The organism is Streptococcus sp. SO2 (assembly GCF_030440025.1).
Genome location: NZ_JAQFJH010000005.1, coordinates 30678 through 53263 on the forward strand (window position 1 = coordinate 30678; position 22586 = coordinate 53263).

The 22586-nt window shown below is 40.4% G+C and carries 22 protein-coding genes; 18 read left to right on the forward strand and 4 right to left on the reverse strand.

The features are described 5' to 3' along the window. Position 1 precedes the first annotated feature (1 nt). The 11 genes from PCY17_RS06420 to metK all read left to right on the forward strand — a co-directional run bounded on the left by PCY17_RS06420 (position 2) and on the right by metK (position 13134). Positions 2-187 carry a hypothetical protein gene (locus tag PCY17_RS06420; RefSeq protein ID WP_000859102.1) on the forward strand — a complete coding sequence of 62 codons (186 nt, stop codon included), beginning with the start codon at positions 2-4 and terminating at the stop codon, positions 185-187. 1 nt (position 188) lies between these two features. Continuing rightward, positions 189-1616 (forward strand): cytosine permease, encoded by a 1428-nt coding sequence (locus PCY17_RS06425; RefSeq protein WP_000041471.1) that lies wholly within the window; start codon positions 189-191, stop codon positions 1614-1616. 152 nt (positions 1617-1768) lie between these two features. Next, entirely contained in the window at positions 1769-2425 is a 657-nt protein-coding gene (locus tag PCY17_RS06430) for a CBS domain-containing protein (RefSeq protein ID WP_042902522.1), read from the forward strand. A gap of 110 nt (positions 2426-2535) precedes the next feature. Beyond that, positions 2536-3631, forward strand: a protein-coding gene (gene prfB / locus PCY17_RS06435) for a peptide chain release factor 2 (RefSeq protein ID WP_096753628.1) whose coding sequence is annotated in 2 segments (ribosomal slippage) — positions 2536-2607 and positions 2609-3631 — 1095 coding nt in all. Because the reading frame shifts where the segments join, the coding sequence is not laid out codon by codon here. Between the two features lie 17 nt (positions 3632-3648). After that, on the forward strand, positions 3649-4341 hold the full coding sequence (gene ftsE / locus PCY17_RS06440) for a cell division ATP-binding protein FtsE (protein WP_000022275.1): 693 nt from the start codon (positions 3649-3651) through the stop codon (positions 4339-4341). Next, the gene (gene ftsX / locus PCY17_RS06445) at positions 4334-5260 is read left to right on the forward strand and encodes a permease-like cell division protein FtsX (RefSeq protein WP_049504944.1); all 927 of its coding nucleotides are present in this window, start codon (positions 4334-4336) and stop codon (positions 5258-5260) included. Before ftsE ends, ftsX begins: the two co-directional genes overlap by 8 nt. Positions 5261-5479: 219 nt before the next feature. Next, positions 5480-7666 (forward strand): PTS transporter subunit IIBC, encoded by a 2187-nt coding sequence (locus PCY17_RS06450; RefSeq protein ID WP_080979105.1) that lies wholly within the window; start codon positions 5480-5482, stop codon positions 7664-7666. Between the two features lie 51 nt (positions 7667-7717). Continuing rightward, positions 7718-8533, forward strand: a complete 816-nt coding sequence (locus PCY17_RS06455) for an endonuclease/exonuclease/phosphatase family protein (protein WP_049549846.1) — start codon at positions 7718-7720, stop codon at positions 8531-8533. A 131-nt stretch (positions 8534-8664) separates the two neighbouring features. Then, positions 8665-10008: a DEAD/DEAH box helicase gene (locus PCY17_RS06460; protein WP_049518967.1), complete on the forward strand. Its 1344-nt coding sequence runs from the start codon at positions 8665-8667 to the stop codon at positions 10006-10008. A gap of 241 nt (positions 10009-10249) precedes the next feature. Further along, complete coding sequence (locus PCY17_RS06465; RefSeq protein WP_125384665.1) at positions 10250-11629, forward strand: VWA domain-containing protein; 1380 nt, start codon at positions 10250-10252, stop codon at positions 11627-11629. 314 nt (positions 11630-11943) lie between these two features. After that, the gene (gene metK / locus PCY17_RS06470; protein WP_301392244.1) at positions 11944-13134 is read left to right on the forward strand and encodes a methionine adenosyltransferase; all 1191 of its coding nucleotides are present in this window, start codon (positions 11944-11946) and stop codon (positions 13132-13134) included. A 70-nt stretch (positions 13135-13204) separates the two neighbouring features. On the opposite strand, the gene PCY17_RS06475 is transcribed toward metK, so the two are convergent. Together PCY17_RS06475 and PCY17_RS06480 are read right to left on the reverse strand one after the other, a co-directional pair. Next, positions 13205-13504 (reverse strand): DUF1827 family protein, encoded by a 300-nt coding sequence (locus PCY17_RS06475; protein WP_000767205.1) that lies wholly within the window; start codon positions 13502-13504, stop codon positions 13205-13207. Between the two features lie 58 nt (positions 13505-13562). Further along, a complete protein-coding gene (locus tag PCY17_RS06480) occupies positions 13563-14015 on the reverse strand; it encodes an NUDIX hydrolase (RefSeq protein WP_301392245.1) in 453 nt (150 codons plus the stop codon). Between the two features lie 176 nt (positions 14016-14191). Between PCY17_RS06480 and PCY17_RS06485 the strand changes: the two genes are divergently transcribed. Then, complete coding sequence (locus PCY17_RS06485; protein WP_301392246.1) at positions 14192-15094, forward strand: YafY family protein; 903 nt, start codon at positions 14192-14194, stop codon at positions 15092-15094. A gap of 54 nt (positions 15095-15148) precedes the next feature. After that, on the forward strand, positions 15149-15763 hold the full coding sequence (locus PCY17_RS06490; RefSeq protein ID WP_049549841.1) for a GyrI-like domain-containing protein: 615 nt from the start codon (positions 15149-15151) through the stop codon (positions 15761-15763). Between the two features lie 42 nt (positions 15764-15805). Here PCY17_RS06490 and PCY17_RS06495 read toward each other — a convergent pair whose 3' ends face one another. Next, the gene (locus PCY17_RS06495) at positions 15806-18064 is read right to left on the reverse strand and encodes an ATP-dependent Clp protease ATP-binding subunit (RefSeq protein ID WP_301392247.1); all 2259 of its coding nucleotides are present in this window, start codon (positions 18062-18064) and stop codon (positions 15806-15808) included. A gap of 236 nt (positions 18065-18300) precedes the next feature. Next, on the reverse strand, positions 18301-18531 hold the full coding sequence (locus tag PCY17_RS06500; protein ID WP_000443577.1) for a DUF1797 family protein: 231 nt from the start codon (positions 18529-18531) through the stop codon (positions 18301-18303). A 191-nt stretch (positions 18532-18722) separates the two neighbouring features. On the opposite strand from PCY17_RS06500, the gene PCY17_RS06505 reads away from it, so the two are divergent. The 5 genes from PCY17_RS06505 to PCY17_RS06525 all read left to right on the forward strand — a co-directional run bounded on the left by PCY17_RS06505 (position 18723) and on the right by PCY17_RS06525 (position 22278). Further along, on the forward strand, positions 18723-19406 hold the full coding sequence (locus PCY17_RS06505) for an amino acid ABC transporter permease (RefSeq protein ID WP_125384663.1): 684 nt from the start codon (positions 18723-18725) through the stop codon (positions 19404-19406). Beyond that, a complete protein-coding gene (locus tag PCY17_RS06510; RefSeq protein WP_000140925.1) occupies positions 19406-20140 on the forward strand; it encodes an amino acid ABC transporter ATP-binding protein in 735 nt (244 codons plus the stop codon). The genes PCY17_RS06505 and PCY17_RS06510 overlap by 1 nt, the downstream gene beginning before the upstream one ends. A 33-nt stretch (positions 20141-20173) precedes the next feature. Then, positions 20174-20494, forward strand: a complete 321-nt coding sequence (locus PCY17_RS06515; protein WP_301392248.1) for a TfoX/Sxy family protein — start codon at positions 20174-20176, stop codon at positions 20492-20494. 148 nt (positions 20495-20642) lie between these two features. Beyond that, positions 20643-21500 (forward strand): bifunctional methylenetetrahydrofolate dehydrogenase/methenyltetrahydrofolate cyclohydrolase, encoded by an 858-nt coding sequence (locus PCY17_RS06520; protein ID WP_301392249.1) that lies wholly within the window; start codon positions 20643-20645, stop codon positions 21498-21500. Positions 21501-21504: 4 nt separating this feature from the next. Further along, positions 21505-22278 carry an HAD hydrolase family protein gene (locus PCY17_RS06525; RefSeq protein WP_301392250.1) on the forward strand — a complete coding sequence of 258 codons (774 nt, stop codon included), beginning with the start codon at positions 21505-21507 and terminating at the stop codon, positions 22276-22278. The last annotated feature ends 308 nt before the right edge of the window (positions 22279-22586 follow it).

Sequence of the window (22586 nt, forward strand, 5' to 3'; positions counted from 1 at the left end):
GATGAAAACGACATCTGAAATTGAAGAATTAGTAGCAACTGAAACAAAGAGAAGATTGGAAGAAATGGAGTCGCCAAACTACGAGTTTGTTCAACCCTTCCTAAAAAGTGATTTCATTTTAATCATCTCCATAGTCCTAATCAACCTTATTTTGATTATCTTAGCAATGACGGGAGGAATTCAATAACATGTCTAAAATGAATGACTATATCCAACAAGAAACCATAACCGGAATTGTTCCCATGACCAATAAGGATCGTCAGTATTCTTTCTGGGATCTCTTTCTATCGACAAGTGGTTTTGCCATCGCTACTTGGTGTTATACCCAAGGAGCCTATGTAGCTCAATATTTGACCTTTAATCAAATGTTGATAAATATTTTTAGCTTTAACATTATCTGGGTTTTTATTGAATGTCTCCCTATTTTGTTTGCGGTTAAGTATGGAATTGATTTGTGGATTTGGTTGAGAGCTGTTCTAGGAAAAAGAGGTGTAGCCCTGTTATCGACCATTATTAGCTTGGCTAACTTTGGATGGTATGCTGTTGCGGCCAATCTTTTTGCTAGTTCCATGATCCATTTGGCAAATAATTTTGGTCTTGGTTTGGACAAGGGAGTATGGGCGCCTATTCTTGGTACCCTCTGTGTTCTGCTTGGAACTCTCATTGCTCTTGGTGGCCCAGAAGTGATTAAATGGACCAATCGCTTCTTGGTTATCGCCTTATTGATTGTCGGTCTCATTATCGTTGGAATCTGCTTTGTCGCCGTTCCTATAACGGATATTATGAATATCCAACCAGCCACTCAAGGAGATTTGACGCCATTAGAACGCTTCATGCTCTCCGGAGAAGGAAATGTTGCCTTTGCCTTTTCTTGGTCTACACAAGCATTGGTTTTACCACGTTTAGCAAAATCAGAACGCAGTGGTTATTGGGCTACAGCCTTATCATACGGAGTTGTGGCTCCATTCTTCGTTGCGACAGGTGGAGTCATGGCTCTAGCCATGTTTGTTAAAACAGGTGTGTATGAAAGTGATCCAACAACCATGCTATCAACTCTAAGCACCCCAGCCTTTGCTCTCTTAAGTCTACTACTAGTAGCCTTTGCTAATATTGGAACCCAGGGGACAGGATCATATGTGAACTGTATGATTGTAAAAAGTGGGATGCCCAAAGTAAGCTATAAACTAATGGTTTGGATTGCCATGGTTTACGTGAGTCTACTCACTATCTGGGGAGGAGTAGAAGAGTATTTCGGATCCTTCATCTCCCTAGCTGCCTATATTCAGGGGCCAATTATTGGTATGATTGTTGTCGACTATTTTATCTTAAGAAAACGAAAACTCGACTTGCGTTCAGCCTATTTCCTTGAAGGGCATGACGCCTACGAATTTACTAAAGGATTTAACTTAGTTGGCTTGTCTTGCGTATTTATCTCCTTATTGGTAGCGGTACTTTTTGTCTACAACCCAGTAACTGCACAAATTCAAAGTCCAATCTTTTTAATCACAACTGGTAGCGGATTTACTGCGCTATTTGGTGGTCTACTATACTGGCTAGCTAGTCTTAGCCCACTGAAACGTTATATGATAAAAGATCGAGACACTGTTACGATTTAAGAAGAGAGGGGACTTCGGTTCCCTTTTAACTTACACTGGTATTTTATGCAAACTTCTCAGATTATTCAAAATCTTGAAAAAGAGATGAAAGCGTTTGATAGATTTTCTAAGAAAGTGTATAATAAAAGTAGCAATATAGAAGGAGAAGTCTCATGGCAGTTAAAGATTTCATGACCCGTAAGGTAGTTTATATCAGTCCAGATACGACTGTAGCACACGCAGCAGATTTGATGCGCGAGCAAGGTTTGCACCGTTTACCTGTTATCGAAAACGATCAATTAGTCGGATTGGTAACAGAAGGAACCATTGCGGAAGCCAGCCCATCTAAAGCAACCAGTCTCTCTATCTATGAGATGAATTATCTTCTGAATAAAACCAAAGTAAAAGATGTAATGATTCGAGATGTCGTGACTGTTTCTGGCTATGCTAGTCTAGAAGATGCGACCTACCTGATGCTGAAAAATAAAATTGGGATATTACCAGTCGTAGACAATCATCAGGTCTACGGTGTCATTACAGATCGCGATGTTTTTCAGGCTTTCTTGGAAATCGCTGGATACGGAGAAGAGGGGATTCGTGTTCGTTTCATTACAGAAAATGAAGTCGGAGTACTGGGGAAAATTGTAGCTTTAATTGTAGAAGAGGATTTAAATATTTCCCATACTGTAAACATTCCACGTAAGGATGGCAAGGTCGTCATCGAAGTTCAAATTGATGGGAAAATCGATTTGACTGCATTAAAGGATAAGTTTGAAAAAGAAGGAATTCAAGTGGAGGAGATCACTCATACCTTTGCTAAAGTTCTTTAAACAAGAGGCTTTAGAGCCTCTTTTCTTTTGCAATCAAAAGCGGTGAAAAGCAAAATATGGAAAGAAATGAGAGATTATGGTATAATAAAACGATATGAAAAGGAGTATCTATGGACATTTCAGAAATTCGTCAAAAAATTGACGCAAATCGTGAAAAATTAGCTTCTTTTAGGGGGTCTCTTTGACCTCGAAGGCTTAGAGGAAGAGATTGCCATCTTGGAAAACAAGATGACAGAACCTGATTTTTGGAACGATAATATCGCGGCCCAAAAAACGTCGCAAGAATTAAATGAATTAAAAAACACCTACAACACCTTCCGTAAAATGGAAGAGTTGCAGGATGAAGTTGAGATTTTATTGGACTTTTTAGCAGAAGACGAGTCAGTCCATGATGAACTGGTCGAACAGTTGACGGAATTGGATAAGATGATGACCAGCTACGAGATGACCCTTCTCTTGTCAGAACCTTATGACCATAATAATGCAATCTTGGAAATCCATCCAGGATCTGGTGGTACTGAGGCTCAGGACTGGGGCGATATGTTGCTTCGTATGTATACTCGTTATGGAAATGCCAAAGGCTTTAAAGTAGAAGTCTTGGATTACCAGGCTGGTGATGAAGCAGGTATCAAGTCTGTTACCTTGTCTTTTGAAGGACCTAATGCTTATGGCCTACTTAAATCAGAAATGGGTGTTCACCGTTTGGTCCGTATTTCTCCATTTGACTCTGCCAAACGTCGCCATACTTCATTTACATCCGTAGAGGTTATGCCTGAGTTGGATGATACCATCGAAGTGGAGATTCGTGAAGATGATATCAAAATGGATACCTTCCGTTCAGGTGGTGCTGGTGGGCAAAACGTCAATAAGGTTTCAACAGGTGTGCGTTTGACACACATTCCTACGGGAACTGTCGTCCAATCAACGGTCGATCGTACCCAGTATGGAAATAGAGATCGTGCCATGAAGATGTTGCAGGCTAAGCTCTATCAAATGGAGCAAGAAAAGAAAGCTGCGGAAGTTGATTCCCTTAAAGGTGAGAAAAAAGAAATCACATGGGGAAGCCAAATCCGTTCATATGTTTTCACGCCTTATACTATGGTAAAAGATCACCGTACAAGCTTTGAAGTTGCTCAGGTAGATAAGGTGATGGATGGAGACCTTGATGGTTTTATCGATGCCTACCTCAAGTGGCGAATCAGCTAAGATAGAAAGGAACTCATATGTCAATCATTGAAATGAGAGATGTTGTCAAAAAGTATGACAATGGAACGACTGCCCTGCGTGGAGTATCTGTTACCATTGAACCAGGAGAGTTTGCCTATATCGTAGGACCTTCTGGGGCAGGTAAGTCAACCTTTATTCGAGCTTTATACCGAGAAGTAAAGATCGAAAAAGGAAGCCTAACAGTTGCAGGCTTTAATTTAGTTAAAATTAAGAAGAAAGATGTCCCACTGCTACGTCGTAGTGTCGGGGTAGTCTTTCAGGATTACAAACTCTTGCCTAAGAAGACTGTTTATGAGAATATTGCCTATGCAATGGAAGTAATCGGTGAGAGCCGTCGCAACATCAAAAAACGTGTTATGGAAGTATTGGACCTGGTTGGTTTGAAACATAAGGTTCGCTCTTTCCCTAATGAACTCTCAGGTGGAGAGCAGCAACGGATTGCGATTGCTCGCGCGATTGTCAACAATCCTAAGGTATTGATTGCCGATGAGCCAACAGGAAACTTGGACCCAGATAATTCATGGGAAATTATGAATCTGTTGGAACGCATCAATCTCCAAGGTACTACTGTCTTGATGGCAACCCACAATAGCCAGATTGTAAATACCTTGCGCCACCGTGTCATTGCCATTGAAAATGGCCGTGTCGTTCGTGACGAAGCTAAAGGAGAATATGGATACGATGATTAGTAGATTTTTTCGCCATTTATTTGAATCATTAAAAAGTTTAAAACGAAATGGCTGGATGACAGTAGCAGCAGTGAGTTCGGTTATGATTACCTTAACACTCGTTGCCCTGTTTGCATCTGTAATTTTTAATACAGCGAAACTGGCTACCGATATTGAAAACAACGTTCGGGTCATGGTATACATTCGTAAAGATGTAGCTGATAACAGTGAGACGATTGTAAAAGAAGGTCAGACAGTTACCAACAATGACTACCACAAGGTCTATGATGCTTTGAAAGCTATACCTGCTGTTAAGAGTGTTACCTTCTCAAGTAAAGAAGAACAGTACGAAAAACTGACGGAAACAATGGGTGACGATTGGAAGGTCTTTGAAGGGGATGCAAACCCTCTCTATGATGCTTATATCGTTGATACAAATTCTCCGAGTGATGTTAAAACGGTAGCTGAAGAAGCTAAGAAAATTGAGGGAGTATCAGAGGTTCAAGATGGTGGAGCCAACACTCAACGACTTTTTGAACTAGCTTCCTTTATCCGTGTTTGGGGATTGGTTATTGCAGGGCTTTTGATTTTTATCGCAGTCTTCCTCATTTCCAATACCATTCGTATCACTATTATTTCACGTAGTCGTGAGATTCAGATCATGCGTCTTGTAGGAGCGAAAAATGGCTATATCCGTGGTCCATTCTTGCTAGAAGGTGCTTTTATTGGCTTGCTTGGTGCAGCGATTCCTTCAGTCCTTGTATTCTTTGTTTACAATATGGTTTATCAATCGGTCAATAAATCCTTGGTAGGTCAAAACTTGTCAATGATTACGCCAGATGTGTTTATCCCTCTGATGACAGTCCTATTATTTATAATCGGAATTTTCATTGGTTCAATTGGTTCAGGGATTTCAATGCGTCGATTCTTGAAGATCTAGTTTGATTTAAATGCAAATTGCAGTACAAATCAGAAAAATAATACATATTTAAAAGAGAAGTTTTCGTAAACTTCTCTTTTTCCTTTCTAAAAATTAAAAAAAATAGACAATTTTTTTATAAAAGCCTTTACAAAAAAAATAAAAGTGGTATAATTAATACATAACCAAATGCAAACGTTTTCGTAAAACGTTTGCCTAAATAAAATAAAGGAGATTTGAATGATGAAAGCTACATTCAAAAATGTCTTGTCTTTCGAATTTTGGCAAAAATTCGGTAAGGCTTTAATGGTGGTTATCGCCGTTATGCCAGCGGCGGGATTGATGATCTCAATCGGTAAATCAATCGTGATGATCGACCCAAACCTTGCTCCTCTAGTGATTACAGGTGGAATCCTTGAGCAAATTGGTTGGGGGGTTATCGGTAACCTTCACATCTTGTTTGCCCTTGCTATTGGGGGAAGCTGGGCAAAAGAACGTGCAGGTGGTGCATTTGCAGCCGGACTTGCCTTTATCTTGATTAACCGTATCACAGGTACTATCTTCGGTGTTACAGGTGATATGTTGAAAAACCCTGAAGCAATGGTTACTACCTTCTTTGGTGGTTCAATCAAGGTTGCGGACTACTTTATCAGCGTTCTTGAGGCACCAGCGCTTAACATGGGGGTTTTCGTAGGGATTATCTCTGGTTTTGTTGGAGCAACAGCTTATAACAAATACTACAACTTCCGTAAACTTCCTGATGCCCTTTCATTCTTCAATGGTAAACGTTTCGTACCATTCGTCGTTATTCTTCGTTCAACTATTGCTGCAATTGTACTTGCTGCCTTTTGGCCAGTAGTTCAAACAGGTATCAACAACTTTGGTATTTGGATTGCCAACTCACAAGAAACTGCTCCAGTTCTTGCACCATTCTTGTATGGTACTTTGGAACGTTTGCTCTTGCCATTCGGTCTTCACCACATGTTGACTATCCCAATGAACTATACAGCTCTTGGTGGAACATACGAAGTGTTAACTGGTGCTGCAAAAGGAACACAAGTATTTGGTCAAGATCCACTTTGGCTTGCATGGGTAACTGACCTTGTTAACCTTAAAGGTTCAAATGCTGACCAATACCAACACCTTCTTACAACAGTCACTCCAGCTCGTTTCAAAGTTGGACAAATGATCGGTTCATTTGGTATCTTGATGGGTGTCATCGTTGCTATCTACCGCAATGTTGATGCTGACAAGAAACACCAATACAAGGGTATGATGATTGCGACAGCCCTTGCAACATTCTTGACAGGGGTTACTGAACCTATCGAGTATATGTTCATGTTCATCGCAACACCGCTTTACCTTGTTTATTCAGTAGTTCAAGGTGCTGCCTTTGCTATGGCAGATATTGTTCACCTTCGTGTCCACTCATTCGGTTCAATTGAATTCTTGACTCGTACACCATTGGCAATTAATGCTGGTATTGGTATGGATATCGTTAACTTTATCTGGGTAACTGTTCTCTTTGCGGTTATCATGTACTTCATTGCCAACTTCATGATCAAGAAATTCAACTACGCAACTCCAGGACGTAACGGAAACTACGAAACAGCTGAAGGAGCATCAGAAGAAGCAGCTCCTGGAACTCCAAAAGTTGCAGCAGCTTCTCAAGCCGTAAACATCATTAACCTTCTTGGTGGTCGTGCAAATATCGTAGATGTGGATGCATGTATGACTCGTCTTCGTGTAACTGTTAAAGACGCAGATCGCGTTGGTACTGAGGAACAATGGAAAGCAGAAGGAGCTATGGGTCTTGTCATGAAAGGACAAGGTGTCCAAGCTATCTACGGACCAAAAGCTGACGTATTGAAATCTGATATCCAAGATATCCTTGACTCAGGTGAAGTAATTCCTGAAACTCTTCCAAGCCAAATGACAGAAACTCAACAAAATACTGTACACTACAAAGGTGTAACTGAAGAAGTTTACTCAGTAGCTGACGGTCAAGTTGTTGCTTTAGAACAAGTGGAAGATCCAGTTTTTGCTCAAAAAATGATGGGTGATGGATTTGCAGTAGAGCCAGCAAATGGTAACATTGTATCTCCAGTTACTGGTACTGTATCAAGTATCTTCCCAACAAAACACGCTCTTGGTCTTGTCACTGACTCAGGTCTTGAAGTGCTTGTTCATATTGGTTTGGATACAGTAAGTCTTGAAGGAAAACCATTTACTGTTCATGTCTCTGAAGGACAAAAAGTGGCCGCTGGTGACCTTCTTGTCACAGCTGACTTGGATGCTATTCGAGAAGCAGGACGCAAAACATCAACAGTGGTTGTCTTCACAAATGGTGATGTCCTCAAATCAGTTAAATTAGAACAAACAGGTTCTCTTGCAGCTAAAACAGCAGTTGCTAAAGTAGAATTGTAATATACTTGGGGTTGGAAGCTGTTTTCCAACCTCTTGTTTTAGGAGAAAAGCATGAAATTTCTAACACTCAATACCCACAGTTGGATGGAGAAGGAAGCAGAGGAAAAATTCCAAATCTTACTCCAAGACATTCTCGATAAGGACTATGATTTGATTTGTTTCCAAGAAATCAATCAAGAAATGACTTCGCCTGAGGGAGAGGTTAACAATCACTATCAAGCTTTACCATCAGCAGAACCCATTCATCAGGACCACTATGTCCGACTTCTGGTTGAAAAATTGTCTGAGAAAGGGAAAAACTACTACTGGACTTGGGCTTACAATCATATTGGCTATGACCGCTACCATGAAGGCGTAGCCATCTTATCCAAAACACCTATTAAGGCGCGTGAGATTTTAGTATCAGATGTAGATGATCCAACGGACTACCATACTCGTCGCGTTGCCTTGGCTGAGACAGAGGTTGAAGGCAAGGAACTTGCTCTTGCAAGCGTTCATCTCTCTTGGTGGGATAAAGGTTTCCAAGAAGAATGGGCACGATTTGAGGCTGTACTAAAAGAGTTGAAGAAATCTCTAATTTTAGCGGGTGATTTTAATAATCCAGCTGGTCAGGAAGGCTATCAAGCGATTTTAGCTAGCCCATTAGGATTACAAGACGCGTTTGAAGTTGCGAAAGAAAGAAGTGGTAGCTATACAGTTCCACCAGAAATTGATGGTTGGAAAGGCAATACCGAGCCATTACGAATCGACTACGTCTTTACGACCAAGGAATTAGAAGTAGAGAGTTTACAAGTAGTTTTCGATGGCCAAAATAGTCCACAAGTCAGTGATCATTATGGTTTGAATGCTGTATTGACCTGGATATAATGAAAGAGGTTGGAATCAGAGGTTCCAACCTTTTAATCTATTCGAATCTTTACTACAGGACTGAGACTCAAATGGGACTACTGCAATAGGATAAAATATGGTATAATTGAAAGGATAGAATCGAGGATAGTATGTCATTTAAGAAATTTCAATTTAAAAATTATATAGTAGAAGCCTTGGAGGAGTTGAAATTTACAACTCCAACAGAGGTACAAGAAAAATTAATCCCTATTGTATTGGCAGGTCGTGATTTGGTGGGCGAGTCAAAAACAGGTTCAGGAAAGACTCATACTTTCTTATTACCTATTTTCCAGCAATTAGATGAAACTAGCGACAGTGTGCAAGCAGTCATTACTGCACCAAGTCGTGAGTTGGCCACTCAAATTTACCAAGCAGCTCGTCAGATTGCAGCTCACTCAGATGTCGAAGTTCGTGTGGTTAATTATGTGGGTGGTACGGATAAGGCGCGTCAGATTGAAAAACTTGCCAGTAACCAACCACATATCGTTATCGGAACGCCAGGTCGCATCTATGACTTGGTCAAATCTGGTGATTTGGCTATTCACAAGGCCAAGACCTTTGTAATTGATGAAGCAGATATGACCTTGGATATGGGATTCTTGGAAACCGTTGATAAGATTGCAGGAAGCCTTCCAAAAGACTTGCAATTCATGGTTTTTTCAGCGACGATTCCTCAAAAATTGCAACCATTCTTGAAGAAATACTTGTCAAATCCAGTCATGGAAAAAATCAAGACTAAAACAGTTATCTCAGATACCATTGATAACTGGTTGATTTCGACCAAGGGCCGCGACAAAAATGCTCAGATTTACCAGCTGACTCAGTTGATGCAGCCTTATTTAGCAATGATTTTTGTTAACACAAAAACGCGTGCTGATGAGTTACATGCCTACTTGACTGCTCAAGGATTGAAGGTAGCTAAGATTCATGGAGATATTGCTCCTCGTGAACGAAAGCGGATCATGAATCAGGTGAAAAATCTGGATTTTGAGTACATTGTTGCAACAGACTTGGCAGCGCGTGGAATTGACATTGAAGGGGTCAGCCATGTTATCAATGATGCCATTCCGCAAGACTTGTCCTTCTTTGTTCACCGTGTTGGACGAACTGGGCGCAACGGACTGCCTGGTACAGCGATTACCCTTTACCAGCCTAGTGATGACTCGGATATCCGTGAGTTGGAGAAATTAGGAATCAAGTTTATTCCTAAGATGGTCAAAGACGGAGAGTTTCAAGATACCTATGACCGTGATCGTCGTGCTAATCGTGAAAAGAAGCAGGATAAGCTTGATATTGAAATGATTGGCTTGGTTAAAAAGAAAAAGAAAAAAGTCAAACCTGGCTATAAGAAGAAGATTCAATGGGCGGTGGATGAAAAACGCCGCAAAACCAAGCGTGCTGAAAATCGCGCACGTGGCCGTGCAGAGCGTAAAGCTAAACGCCAAACATTTTAAAAACTCAGTAGAATCAGGTGATTCTACTGAGTTTTTATTTCCGGAAATATTCAAAGGAGATAATAATTATATATTTTAAATAATTTGATTTATAAAACAGTAATTGCTTTAAAACCTTTTTTAGAGCAATATTTTATTGAAATCATAAGGAAAAAAATTGAAAACTATACAAAATTGTGTTATCATACTATAAAACAATCGGATTATATCATTTGATCCGTGAAAAGAAAAGGGGACTTCTATGGATAAATCATTTATGAAACAACAACGTTTTTCATTCCGTAAAATGAAAGTTGGGTTGGCTTCTGTAGCAATTTTGTTTGCTTTTGCTCAGGTCGGACAAGTGTCTGCAGATGAAACAACACAACCGGCATCTGCTGCAACTGGAACAGTAAAGAAAACCGAAGCAAATAAATCGGCAGTCGAAGCTGCTGTAGCAGAAATTAAAGCTGATGAGGCGAAACCAGTCGTTAACCAATCAGATGCAAAACCTGGAGAACTTGTTGATGTTTCTAAGAAGGTTTCACCTATTGACGTGAAAGAACGCCAAGAAGGTGATCAAAAGATTCATGAAGAAACTGCAACAGTTGAAGTCACAAAGACAGAAGTGGCACCTGTAAAAAGTGAAGAACTTCCTGCTCCAAAGACTGAAACAACTGAGAGTACAGTGAGTGGGAAAGATGAAGATGGAAATTCTTATACCCAATATGAACGTGTTGATAAAACAACTACAGTCGAAATCAAGAAAGCGACAAGAACGATTTCAAAATCTAACTCTGCCGATATCGTTTTTGTTGTTGACCGTTCAGCATCTATGTCTCGAACTATTGACACTGTCCGTAACAATATCAATGAGTTTGCAAGAAATCTTGCTAAAGATGGAGTAGCAGCACGTTTTGGATTAGCTACCTTTAGTGATGAAGTATATGGACGTATAGGTGGATTAGCAGATGAGGGTACAATTTTAACAAAATTTAATGAATCTTATTTTACCTCTGACCCAGCTGAGCTTGAAAAAGCCTTAGCAGGCATTAAGCTTGCACATGGTGGAGACTTCCCTGAAACATCTACACCTACTCTTACACAAATTGTTTCAACCTACGACTGGTCTAAGTCACCTAAAAATAAAAAGTTTGTCGTATTGTTGACAGATGCTCCAATGAAGGAGGATCCTTCAATTCCAACGATGGCGAATACTCTTGCGTCTTTGAAAGCCGCAAAAATCGAAAGAATTGTTGCAACTTCGACAGGGACCGATATTAGCTATAAAGATTTTGTATCTGAAGGTCGATTAATGAATATTAATCGTAACTTGGCTGATTCTTTAACTAAGGATGCAACTACATGGATTGTTGAAACTGTGACTGAAGGACACAATTACAAGGTAACGAAAGATAATTACCAATTTTACCTAGAACGTCGTACAACACTACCTGTTGCTCAGACAGGAAGTGCGACTCCAACTACCACAGTTCCAGTAGCTACAGCTTATAAAAAAGAAGTGGCGAAACTTCCTGATACAGGAAGTAATGATACAGCGAACTATGGTATTGTGGGACTTGGCCTCCTAATGGCTGGACTTGGCTTAACTGTAAGCAATAGAAAGTCTAAGGAACAGTAAGCCTAACTGGAAGATTGTTTGTTAAAACATTGTGAGGAAAAAGCAGACGAAAAAATAGGTAGTTTGTAAACGAAGTATGCAGATAAACATAGGTATGATCTTCTGTATTATGGAGTACAAGCCAAATTATTATGCCGAGAAAAGAGCCGTAAGGTTCTTTTTTTGATTTAGAGAAAATACTGCAAAAAAAAGTAAAAAGTGGTATAATGATAAGGTTATATAGTCCCGATAAGGTGATAGGTATTCATTACTAGTAGTTTTCCTATCAGTACTTTGTAACTCTATAACAATATTTTTTAAGGGGGGACATTTTTATGTCAGAACGTAAATTATTCACGTCTGAATCTGTATCTGAGGGGCATCCGGATAAGATTGCAGACCAAATTTCAGATGCGATTTTGGATGCTATTTTAGTTAAAGATCCAGAGGCGCACGTTGCTGCTGAGACAGCTGTCTACACTGGTTCCGTCCATGTTTTTGGTGAAATTTCTACGAATGCCTATGTGGATATTAACCGTGTGGTTCGTGATACCATTGCAGAGATTGGTTATACCAATACAGAGTATGGTTTTTCTGCGGAGACAGTGGGAGTTCATCCGTCACTTGTTGAGCAGTCACCAGATATCGCCCAAGGTGTTAACGAAGCCTTGGAGGTTCGTGGGAATGTAGATCAAGATCCGCTGGACTTGATTGGTGCTGGAGACCAAGGTCTTATGTTTGGGTTTGCAGTGGATGAGACAGAAGAACTCATGCCTTTACCAATCTCACTTAGTCACAAGTTGGTTCGTCGTTTGGCAGAACTTCGTAAGTCTGGTGAAATCAGCTATCTCCGTCCAGATGCTAAATCACAAGTTACGGTTGAGTATGATGAAAATGACCGTCCAGTGCGTGTGGACACAGTCGTAATTTCAACTCAGCACGATCCAGAAGTCAGCAACGAACAAATTCACAAAGATGTGATTAACAAGGTCATTAAAGAAGTTATTCCGGCTTCTTACTTGGATGAGCAAACAAAATTTTTCATCAATCCAACTGGTCGCTTTGTTATCGGTGGACCTCAAGGAGACTCAGGTTTGACTGGTCGTAAGATCATCGTGGATACCTATGGTGGCTACTCTCGTCATGGTGGAGGTGCCTTCTCTGGTAAGGATGCGACTAAAGTGGACCGTTCAGCTTCTTATGCAGCTCGCTACATTGCCAAGAACATCGTTGCAGCAGGTCTTGCTAAGAAGGCAGAAGTGCAATTGGCCTACGCTATTGGGGTGGCGCAGCCTGTTTCTGTTCGTATCGATACTTTTGGTACAGGAACAGTATCTGAAAGCAAGCTTGAAAAAGCTGCGCGTCAAATCTTTGACCTTCGTCCTGCAGGAATTATCCAAATGCTAGACCTTAAACGTCCAATTTACCGTCAAACAGCGGCTTATGGACACATGGGACGTACAGATATTGACCTTCCATGGGAACGTTTGGATAAGGTAGATGCATTAAAAGAAGCTGTGAAATAAAATTAAAAGATTGGTAGCTGTGAACTACCAATCTTTTTTGCAAAAGAAAACCAGCTTTTGGCTGGTCTTCTTATTTTATAGGGATTGAAATCTCAATCAATTTATCTGAATAAAGCGTCTTGATATTGGCTTCATCAATGCTACCTTTGTCGATTTTACGTTTCAAGAAGAAGTCTTGGATGGTTTCGATTTCAGGTTCACGAATAGCTCGGTGTTTGTTGGAAATGAGGATTTCATAGTGAAGCGGGGCTTGCGTGAAAACTACATCTGTGTTTCCAGCAGAATAAACCTCGACAAGAGTTGCGTCTGTGCTTTCTAATTGGCTTTTAACAAGTTGCGAGTGTGAGTTTGTCGTATTGATAAGCTTCATAACAGTTCCTCCGATTTTCTAACTCTATTATAGCACTTTTTGGATAAAATCGTGTATTTTAGTCAATTCCATGCTGGATTTTCCAAGCTTCTATTCCCCATTTATGGCTACCACGTTTGAGTTTTTCAATTGCTTCATCAATAGGGAACCAAGCAATATGATTAAAATCTTCCAATGGTTTTTGTACTTTTTGGAAAGAAATAGCTTCATAGAGATAAGCTGGATTGTAGTAGTAGGTATCACGGTGGCGAGAGTAGAAATACTCATCAGCTTGCCCATAATAGGTTCCAATCTCAGCTGTAAAGCCAAGTTCTTCGATTAGTTCTCTCTTCAGTGCTTCTTGATGATCTTCGTCTGCTTCAATCTCTCCACCTGGCAAGAACCAAGCACCATTGGGAGCTTGAACTAGGACAATTTGTTTTTTCTCCGCATCCGGAATAACTGCGTACACACCATAGCGGGGCTGGTAGGTCACATTCTCTTTTTTTTCACCAAAAGTTGGGTTTGCCATTGCATTTTCCTCATTCTCTAGTATCTTTATTATTATCATAATGGACGAGGGGCAAGCTGTCAAGAATAAACCAACGAACTGGTGCAGAAAAAGCTACTTTGTCTTGGTCAATCCTTGTCTCGTTAAACTTTCCAGACCTAGCACTATAACTGGTATAATAAAAGAGAGGTGACTTTATGGCAGAATCAAGACTATTTCGTATCCTATATCTACTTTTAGAAAAAGGCAGTACAACGGCTCCTGAATTAGCTCGATTATTTGAAGTATCTGTACGAACGATTTATCGCGATATTGAGCGGTTGAGTATGGCGGGGATTCCTCTATATTCGATACCTGGGAAGGCAGGCGGAATCTTTTTAATGAAGGACTTTGTTCTGGATCGTACTCTCGTATCGGAGGATGAAAAATTAGAACTTCTATCAGCTTTGCAAGGAATTCAAGCCCTGACAAATGACAAGCAAGATCTGTTGCTTGAAAAGTTGGAATCTATTTTTCAAGTTTCTCCCAGCCCTTGGATAGAAGTAGACTTGACTGACTGGAGAAAGCGAGAAGGTCAAAAAGAATTATTTGATAACATCAAACATGCTATTCTAGAGAAAAGACAACTGGTGATTACTTATCTAGGTGGGTGTGGTCAGAAAACGATTCGTACAGTCGAACCATTTAAACTAGTATTTAAAAAGAGAGATTGGTACCTTCATGCCTACTGTTGTTTGAAGGAAGAGTGGCGTTTTTTCAAATTGTCTAGAATTAGGAATTATCACCTAACAACTGAAACTGTGAATCAGAAAAATGTGGAGGATTGGGTTGATGGTTCAGATCAAGTGACACATCAAATCGAAGTTTCCTTGAAGTTTAGTCCCAAGCTTGCTTTCCGGGTTTATGAAGATTTTTCAGAAGATGAGATTAGCTTGGGGAAAGATGGGTGTTATTATGTCAAGACAGTCCTACCAGAGCATGAAAGCCTGTATACTTACCTCCTGTCTTATCTAGATGGGGTGGAAATACTCGCCCCCAATCATCTGAAGAAGGAATTGCTTTCTAGACTAGAAAAAATCCAAAAACTTTACAAACCTTGACAAAAGATGTCAGGGTTTTGGTGCTATACTAGAGATAGAAAGGAGAAGAACCAAATGAAATACGAATGGAGAAAAGAAGCAAAAGATCTTTATCAAGTGAAAGCTAGGCCCAGCATCCTGCAGGTACCAGGTCAATCCTATATCGTGATTGATGGTAAAGGTGATCCAAATCAAGAAGATTTTTCAGAACGCGTAGGGGCCTTATATGCCTTAGCCTATGCGATAAAGATGAAGTATAAAAAAGCTCCTCTGGATGAGGTTTACACTGATTTTACTGTCTTTCCTTTAGAAGGTGTATGGAGAAAGGAGAAGGAGGGAGAACTGGTAAAAAGTGAGCTTTCTTATAGCATTATGATTGGGCAACCCGATTTTATTACGAGAGAACTATTTGAAAAAGCTTTGGAAGAGGTCATAATCAAGAAGCCAAATATTCTCTATGAGGCTATTCGTTTTGAAATGATAGAGGAAGGCCAAAGCCTTGCTATGCTTCATGTAGGACCTTTTGATACTGAAAATGAGACTTTTGCAGAGATGGAGCATTTTTGTAAACTTCATAAACTCAAAAGAACTTCGGAAGTCCACCGAGAAATTTATCTCAATAACCTTCATCGAACGGAGCCAAGCAAATTAAAAACAATTCTTCGCTATCAAGTTCAAGAAGAGAATTAAAAAAAGAACAGGAAATCTTGTTTCCTGTTCTTTTTATGAGGTTTATTCTTCTATTTCAGAAGCAATCTCTTCTGTTTTCTCAGTTTTTTTGGCAGATTTGATTTGAATATTGCCATTGCTTGTCATGACTGCCTTGAGGGCTTTCTCACTTGGATTTTCAAGGTAGAAATCAGTGATGGCATCCTCGATATGGTCTTGAATGGTACGGCGGAGTGGGCGTGCTCCCATTTTTGGATCATAACCTAAGTCAACCAACTTTTCCTTGACCTTGTCTGTCACATCGAGGTAGATATTGTTGCTAGAGAGGCGTTTGTTGACATCCGCTAGCATGAGTTCGACGATTTGGAGAAGGTTGTCCTTGCTGAGAGGTTTAAATTCGATGATGCCGTCAAAACGGTTCATAAACTCCGGACTAAAGAAGTTGCCGAGTTCACCGAGAACAGAGTTGGTACGTCCTTCGCGAGCCGCCCCAAAACCAACACTGGCTTCGGCCTTACCAGTTCCAGCGTTTGAGGTCATGATAATGATGGTATCCTTGAAGCTAACTGTACGTCCTTGCCCATCTGTTAAACGACCATCGTCCAAGACTTGAAGGAACATGTGCATCACATCTGGATGGGCTTTCTCGACCTCATCGAGAAGGATGAGTGAGTAAGGATTGCGACGAACTTTTTCCGTTAACTGACCAGCTTCATCGTAGCCTACATAGCCTGGAGGGGCTCCGACCAATTTAGCCACACTGTGTTTTTCCATGTATTCACTCATATCAAAGCGAATCATGCTGTCAGCAGAGCCAAAGAGCTCAATGGCTAGTTGTTTAGAGAGTTCTGTCTTACCGACACCAGTTGGTCCGACAAAGAGGAAGCTTCCGATTGGGCGGTTAGGAGTTCCAAGTCCAACACGATTACGACGGATGGCCTTGGCAATCTTATCGACAGCTTCATCTTGACCAATGACATGAGCTTTGAGATCGTCTGCTAGATGGATAAGCTGAGACTGTTCTTTTTCTTTGAGTTCTCCAACAGGGATATTGGTTTTCTGCTCAATGATATGTTCAATGGTTTTCTCGCTGATGATTGGAGTATCCTGATCGGTCACCTTATTTTTCTGCATTTCCTTGTACTTGGCAATCTGATCACGGAAATAAGCAGCCTTTTCAAAGTCTTCCTCTCGTGTAGCCTGAGCCTTTAGATTCTCAGCTTCAATTAAACGCTGATCAATCACTTTAGGATCAACAAAGTTCAGCGTCAGATTCATCTTTGAACCAGCTTCGTCCAACAGGTCAATAGCCTTGTCTGGCAAGAAGCGGTCTTGGATGTAGCGGTTGGAAAGATTTGCAGCAGCTTCGATAGCAGCATCAGTATACTTGACGTGATGGTAGTCTTCGTATTTCTTTTGAACTCCTTTGAGGATGATAATGGTTTCTTCGACAGTTGGTTCATCTACCTTGACAGGCTGCATACGGCGCTCTAGAGCAGCATCTTTTTCAATGATGCGGTATTCATTAAGAGTAGTGGCACCAACCATTTGCAGTTCACCACGGGCAAGGGCAGGTTTGAGGATATTTCCTGCATCCATATTGCCATCGCCTGCTGATCCCGCGCCAACAATTTCATGGATTTCATCGATAAAGAGGATGATATCCTCGCGTTTGCGGATTTCTTCCATGAGCTTTTGCATACGCTCTTCAAACTGGCCTCGGATACCCGTTCCTTGGACTAGACTGACCACATCCAAACGGATGACCTGCTTGCCTTGTAGTTTATGGGGAACATCACCATCGACGATTTTTTGAGCTAGACCTTCAACAACAGCTGTTTTACCAACACCTGGTTCTCCGATAAGGACAGGGTTGTTCTTGGTTCGACGGTTGAGGATTTCGATAACGCGGATAATCTCTTCATCTCGACCGATAACAGGGTCAATATCTCCCCGACGAGCAATCTCAGTAATATTGATACCGTATTCCTCAAGGAGTCCTCTTTCTTGGCTAGGAGGTGTTTGAAGTGGGCCACGGTTTTGAGGTCCATAACCACCGTTTCCTCCATATCCCCCACCAGATTGAGTTGGAGGGACGTTATTAGAAGAAGGTTTGAAATTGTTCAAATCATTGAAAAAGTCGCCGAAAGGATCAAAGTCATGATTGTTTAAGTCAGTCATTCCTTTAAAGAGGGTATTATTTGGATCTGTTTTGATAATTTTATAGCAATTTTGACAGAGATCAATTTGCTTTTGCTGTCCATTGATATTGGTATACAGATGAATTGTTGAGTCGTTTATTTTACAGTTTTGACAGAGCATACATCTACCTCATTTCATTCTTATTCTTGGTCTAAAAAAAGGTCAAGAATAGTCAAAGTTTTATACTCTCATTATAGCATGATTAAGGTGTAAAGCAAGTAAAAAGATTGGGAAGTGGTCGTTTTTAAAAGAGGGATTTATGAAGAATCAAGCGACATTGGAGGTAAGAAAAAATCCCATTTGTGGTGACAAAAAGGATTCTCATTCATCGGGCCTTACTGCCCGTTGTTTTTATATTAGTAAAGGAGTTCGTAGATCTCCATTGCAATCAAATCAATGCTATCAAAGGTATAAGTTTCACGAGCTTCTACATCGCGAAGGGTGAAGAGTGATCCATTTTCTTCGTCGTGGCTGTATGCAACTTCTGCGACAACAACACCTTCACGTTCAAAATTACGTTTTAGATTTCCACCATCTTTTGTCATTGCTTCTAGGCGGTTAATGATTCTAACCAAATGTGATTCCATTTTGATTCTCCTCCATTTCTTATCGTTTCTATTTTACCATAAACAAGAGGTAGTTGACTAGAAAAAAACTGTGATTTCTCTCTATTTCTCCATTCTATCAAGTTAATTGTTAAAATTAGAGAAAAAAGATTGCATTTTAATTCAATTCATGTTATAATCATACAATCTAATACATAGAAAGTTGATTGAATATGAATTTTTCTTTTTTACCAAAGTATTTACCGTATTTTAACTATGGTGCTCTGATTACCGTATTGATTTCCATCCTTGTTGTCTGCTTAGGGACTATTATAGGTGTGTTACTGGCCTTTGCCCAACGTTCACGCTTTAAACCGCTTGTTTGGTTTGCAAATGTGTATGTTTGGATCTTCCGTGGAACTCCGATGATGGTTCAAATAATGATTGCCTTTGCCCTTATGCATATCAATGCTCCGACTATTCAAGTGGGAATTTTAGGAGTTGATCTTTCTCGTTTGATTCCTGGTATTTTGATTATTTCTATGAATAGTGGAGCTTACGTTTCAGAAACCGTTCGTGCAGGGATCAATGCGGTTCCTAAAGGTCAGTTAGAGGCTGCTTACTCTCTTGGTATTCGTCCCCAAAATGCCATGCGGTATGTCATTTTGCCACAAGCTATCAAAAATATTCTTCCAGCTTTGGGAAATGAATTTATCACCATTATCAAGGATAGTTCCCTCTTGTCTGCGATTGGGGTGATGGAGTTGTGGAATGGTGCAACGACAGTAGCAACAACAACATATTTACCGTTGACTCCCCTTTTATTTGCAGCCTTTTACTATTTGATTATGACCTCTGTTTTGACAGTGGCGTTGAAAGCATTTGAAAAACATATTGGACAAGGAGACAAGAAATAATGACAGAAACCTTAATTAAAATTGAAGAACTACATAAGTCTTTTGGGAAAAATGAAGTTTTAAAAGGCATCAATCTTGAGATTAAACGTGGAGAAGTTGTGGTCATTATCGGTCCGTCAGGGAGCGGGAAATCAACTCTCCTTCGTTCGATGAATCTCCTTGAAGAAGCAAGTAAAGGTAAGGTTATCTTTGAAGGAGTTGATATCACTGATAAGAAAAATGACCTTTTTGCTATGCGTGAAAAGATGGGCATGGTATTCCAACAATTCAACCTCTTTCCCAATATGACAGTGATGGAAAATATCACTTTGTCACCAATTAAAACCAAAGGTGAAAGCAAGGAAGTTGCGGAGAAAAGAGCACAGGAACTGTTAGAAAAAGTTGGCTTGCCAGACAAGGCAACGGCCTACCCACAGAGTTTGTCAGGTGGTCAGCAACAACGGATTGCCATTGCACGTGGACTTGCTATGGAACCAGATGTTTTGCTCTTTGATGAGCCGACTTCAGCCCTAGACCCTGAGATGGTTGGAGAAGTTCTAGCTGTTATGCAAGACCTTGCCAAGTCAGGGATGACTATGGTGATTGTGACTCATGAAATGGGCTTTGCGCGTGAGGTAGCAGACCGTGTTATCTTTATGGCGGATGGAGTTGTTGTTGAAGATGGAACACCAGAGGAGATTTTTGATCAAACAAAAGAACAACGGACCAAGGAATTTTTGAGTAAGGTTTTGTAATACCTCATTTTTAGAAGAAATGGAGTAGGCATCATGGCTTCCAGTGAAGAATATTTAGATTTTATTCTCGAACAGCTATCAGAGCTAGAGGAGATGAGTTATCGTCCAATGATGGGAGAGTATATCCTTTATTATCGTGGGAAGATTATTGGGGGAATCTATGATAATCGTTTGTTACTGAAGCCTGTGAAGCTGGTCATGGATCAACTGGGACAGACTAGGCTTGAACGTCCTTATGAAGGAGCTAAGGAGATGATTTTGATAGAAGACATTGAAGATAAATCATTTCTAATGAGATTAATCAAGGAGATGTATGAAGTCTTACCGGCTCCAAAAGTCAAAAAGAAAGCATGACAGTTTTACCTAGTATAAATAGGCATAAAAGCTCGACAAGGGCTTTTTCTTATAGTTTCAGACTATAAGGTCCATTAGGCAAGAAGTGTTAGGATGGCGAGTTATTTTTTGATATAATAGAGGATATTTGATAGAAAAGAGAAGAGATATGGCACAGATTATTGATGGGAAGGCTCTTGCAGCTAAGTTACAAGGACAGTTGGCTGAAAAGACTGCCAAACTAAAAGAAGAAACAGGTTTAGTTCCAGGCTTGGTGGTGATTTTGGTTGGGGACAATCCAGCCAGCAAAGTCTACGTTCGCAACAAGGAACGGTCAGCTCTTGCTGCAGGATTCCATAGTGAAGTAGTGCGAGTTCCTGAAACTATTACACAAGCGGAATTGTTAGACTTGATTGCCAAATACAATCAAGATCCAGCTTGGCATGGGATTTTGGTTCAGTTACCATTACCTAAACATATTGACGAAGAGGCAGTTTTATTAGCCATTGATCCAGAAAAGGATGTGGATGGTTTTCATCCGCTAAACATGGGGCGTCTTTGGTCAGGGCATCCAGTCATGATTCCATCAACACCTGCAGGAATTATGGAGATGTTTCATGAATATGGGATTGATCTAGAAGGTAAAAATGCGGTTGTTATCGGTCGTTCAAATATCGTTGGAAAACCGATGGCCCAACTTCTTTTAGCCAAGAATGCGACTGTGACCTTGACCCACTCACGTACCCATCATCTTGCCAAGGTTGCTGCTAAGGCGGATATTCTTGTGGTTGCAATCGGTCGCGCTAAGTTTGTGACTGCTGACTTTGTCAAACCAGGAGCGGTTGTCATTGATGTTGGGATGAACCGAGATGAAAATGGCAAGCTTTGTGGAGATGTTGATTATGATGCTGTTGCACCACTTGCTAGCCACATCACACCTGTACCGGGTGGAGTTGGTCCTATGACTATTACCATGCTAATGGAGCAAACCTATCAGGCAGCGCTTCGAACACTAAACAAGGACTAGGAAGATGAAATTCGTATTTGACCTGGATGGAACGCTATCTTTTGACTACATGACTATTGATGAGGAGATTCAGCAGGTTCTTTTAAAGGCTGAAGATTATGGGCATGAGCTTGTGTTTGCCTCAGCTCGCTCTTATCGGGATTGCTTGGGTTTATTAGGCCCTAAACTCAGTCAGCGCTTGGTCATAGGGTTGAATGGTGGCGTAGCCTATCATTTGGGGAAGGCTATCTTCGAAAGGAATCTCGATGCTAGAGTTTATCAGGCGCTAGTGGATTATTGCCAGACTTATAATCTCCCTTTCTTTGTAGATGATTGCTTTGACTACAGTGGTCAGATTGTGGAAAAAATTCCATTTATCTCTAGTGTGGATCCCCTAAAGGTGGCTCGTCATCAGAAACTTGAGGACTTAGGGACTCCGATTAAGGTAGTCGTTTATATGGGTGACCATGAGGAGTTGCTTGATGATCTACTTGGTCAGTTAGAAAGACTGGGGCAGGCTCATCTCTCCTATCATGCGCATGAAAAGTGCCTTTATGTTAATCCCTTGGATACTCATAAGGCGACAACTGTTGAAAAATTATGTGGGGAGAACTTCATCGCTTTTGGAAATGACCAAAACGATATTGAACTATTTAAAACGTCTCTCTATTCTGTCCAGATAGGAGATTTTGCCGGCCTTACTCCATATGCAGATGACACGTTAGAGCTAAAAGGAGCTCCTTCTCCAGCAGTGGCAGCTAAAATCTTACAGACTTTTGCGGAATTTAAGGGAAAATAGTGTAGAAGGAGGTTCAAGCCTCCTTTTTATGTAGAGTAATGCAGTCTATAAACTATAAATTTGAAGTTTGAAAAAGATATTAATGGAATTCAATTTGTAGTAGAAAGAGTCTAGAACCGAAAGCTATTTTCATTGCAACTATTCCTTTTAAATGACCCCTTCTTATATATCATTTTATTGGGTTAAATTAATGGAAAATAATTGCAATTTAAGGTGCCTTTTGATATATTTAATATATAAAATATATTATAAAACTTGGTACTTGTTTGTGTATTCAGAAGGAGGTTTTTTTAAAAAAATAAAGTAAA

Excerpts from the sequence above, each read along its gene's own strand:
- PCY17_RS06420 (WP_000859102.1), top strand. The coding sequence starts at position 2 with ATGAAAACGACATCTGAAATTGAAGAATTAGTAGCAACTGAAACAAAG.
- PCY17_RS06425 (WP_000041471.1), top strand. The coding sequence starts at position 189 with ATGTCTAAAATGAATGACTATATCCAACAAGAAACCATAACCGGAATT.
- PCY17_RS06430 (WP_042902522.1), top strand. The coding sequence starts at position 1,769 with ATGGCAGTTAAAGATTTCATGACCCGTAAGGTAGTTTATATCAGTCCA.
- ftsE (WP_000022275.1), top strand. The coding sequence starts at position 3,649 with ATGTCAATCATTGAAATGAGAGATGTTGTCAAAAAGTATGACAATGGA.
- ftsX (WP_049504944.1), top strand. The coding sequence starts at position 4,334 with ATGATTAGTAGATTTTTTCGCCATTTATTTGAATCATTAAAAAGTTTA.
- PCY17_RS06450 (WP_080979105.1), top strand. The coding sequence starts at position 5,480 with ATGATGAAAGCTACATTCAAAAATGTCTTGTCTTTCGAATTTTGGCAA.
- PCY17_RS06455 (WP_049549846.1), top strand. The coding sequence starts at position 7,718 with ATGAAATTTCTAACACTCAATACCCACAGTTGGATGGAGAAGGAAGCA.
- PCY17_RS06460 (WP_049518967.1), top strand. The coding sequence starts at position 8,665 with ATGTCATTTAAGAAATTTCAATTTAAAAATTATATAGTAGAAGCCTTG.
- PCY17_RS06465 (WP_125384665.1), top strand. The coding sequence starts at position 10,250 with ATGGATAAATCATTTATGAAACAACAACGTTTTTCATTCCGTAAAATG.
- metK (WP_301392244.1), top strand. The coding sequence starts at position 11,944 with ATGTCAGAACGTAAATTATTCACGTCTGAATCTGTATCTGAGGGGCAT.
- PCY17_RS06475 (WP_000767205.1), bottom strand. The coding sequence starts at position 13,504 with ATGAAGCTTATCAATACGACAAACTCACACTCGCAACTTGTTAAAAGC.
- PCY17_RS06480 (WP_301392245.1), bottom strand. The coding sequence starts at position 14,015 with ATGGCAAACCCAACTTTTGGTGAAAAAAAAGAGAATGTGACCTACCAG.
- PCY17_RS06485 (WP_301392246.1), top strand. The coding sequence starts at position 14,192 with ATGGCAGAATCAAGACTATTTCGTATCCTATATCTACTTTTAGAAAAA.
- PCY17_RS06490 (WP_049549841.1), top strand. The coding sequence starts at position 15,149 with ATGAAATACGAATGGAGAAAAGAAGCAAAAGATCTTTATCAAGTGAAA.
- PCY17_RS06495 (WP_301392247.1), bottom strand. The coding sequence starts at position 18,064 with ATGCTCTGTCAAAACTGTAAAATAAACGACTCAACAATTCATCTGTAT.
- PCY17_RS06500 (WP_000443577.1), bottom strand. The coding sequence starts at position 18,531 with ATGGAATCACATTTGGTTAGAATCATTAACCGCCTAGAAGCAATGACA.
- PCY17_RS06505 (WP_125384663.1), top strand. The coding sequence starts at position 18,723 with ATGAATTTTTCTTTTTTACCAAAGTATTTACCGTATTTTAACTATGGT.
- PCY17_RS06510 (WP_000140925.1), top strand. The coding sequence starts at position 19,406 with ATGACAGAAACCTTAATTAAAATTGAAGAACTACATAAGTCTTTTGGG.
- PCY17_RS06515 (WP_301392248.1), top strand. The coding sequence starts at position 20,174 with ATGGCTTCCAGTGAAGAATATTTAGATTTTATTCTCGAACAGCTATCA.
- PCY17_RS06520 (WP_301392249.1), top strand. The coding sequence starts at position 20,643 with ATGGCACAGATTATTGATGGGAAGGCTCTTGCAGCTAAGTTACAAGGA.
- PCY17_RS06525 (WP_301392250.1), top strand. The coding sequence starts at position 21,505 with ATGAAATTCGTATTTGACCTGGATGGAACGCTATCTTTTGACTACATG.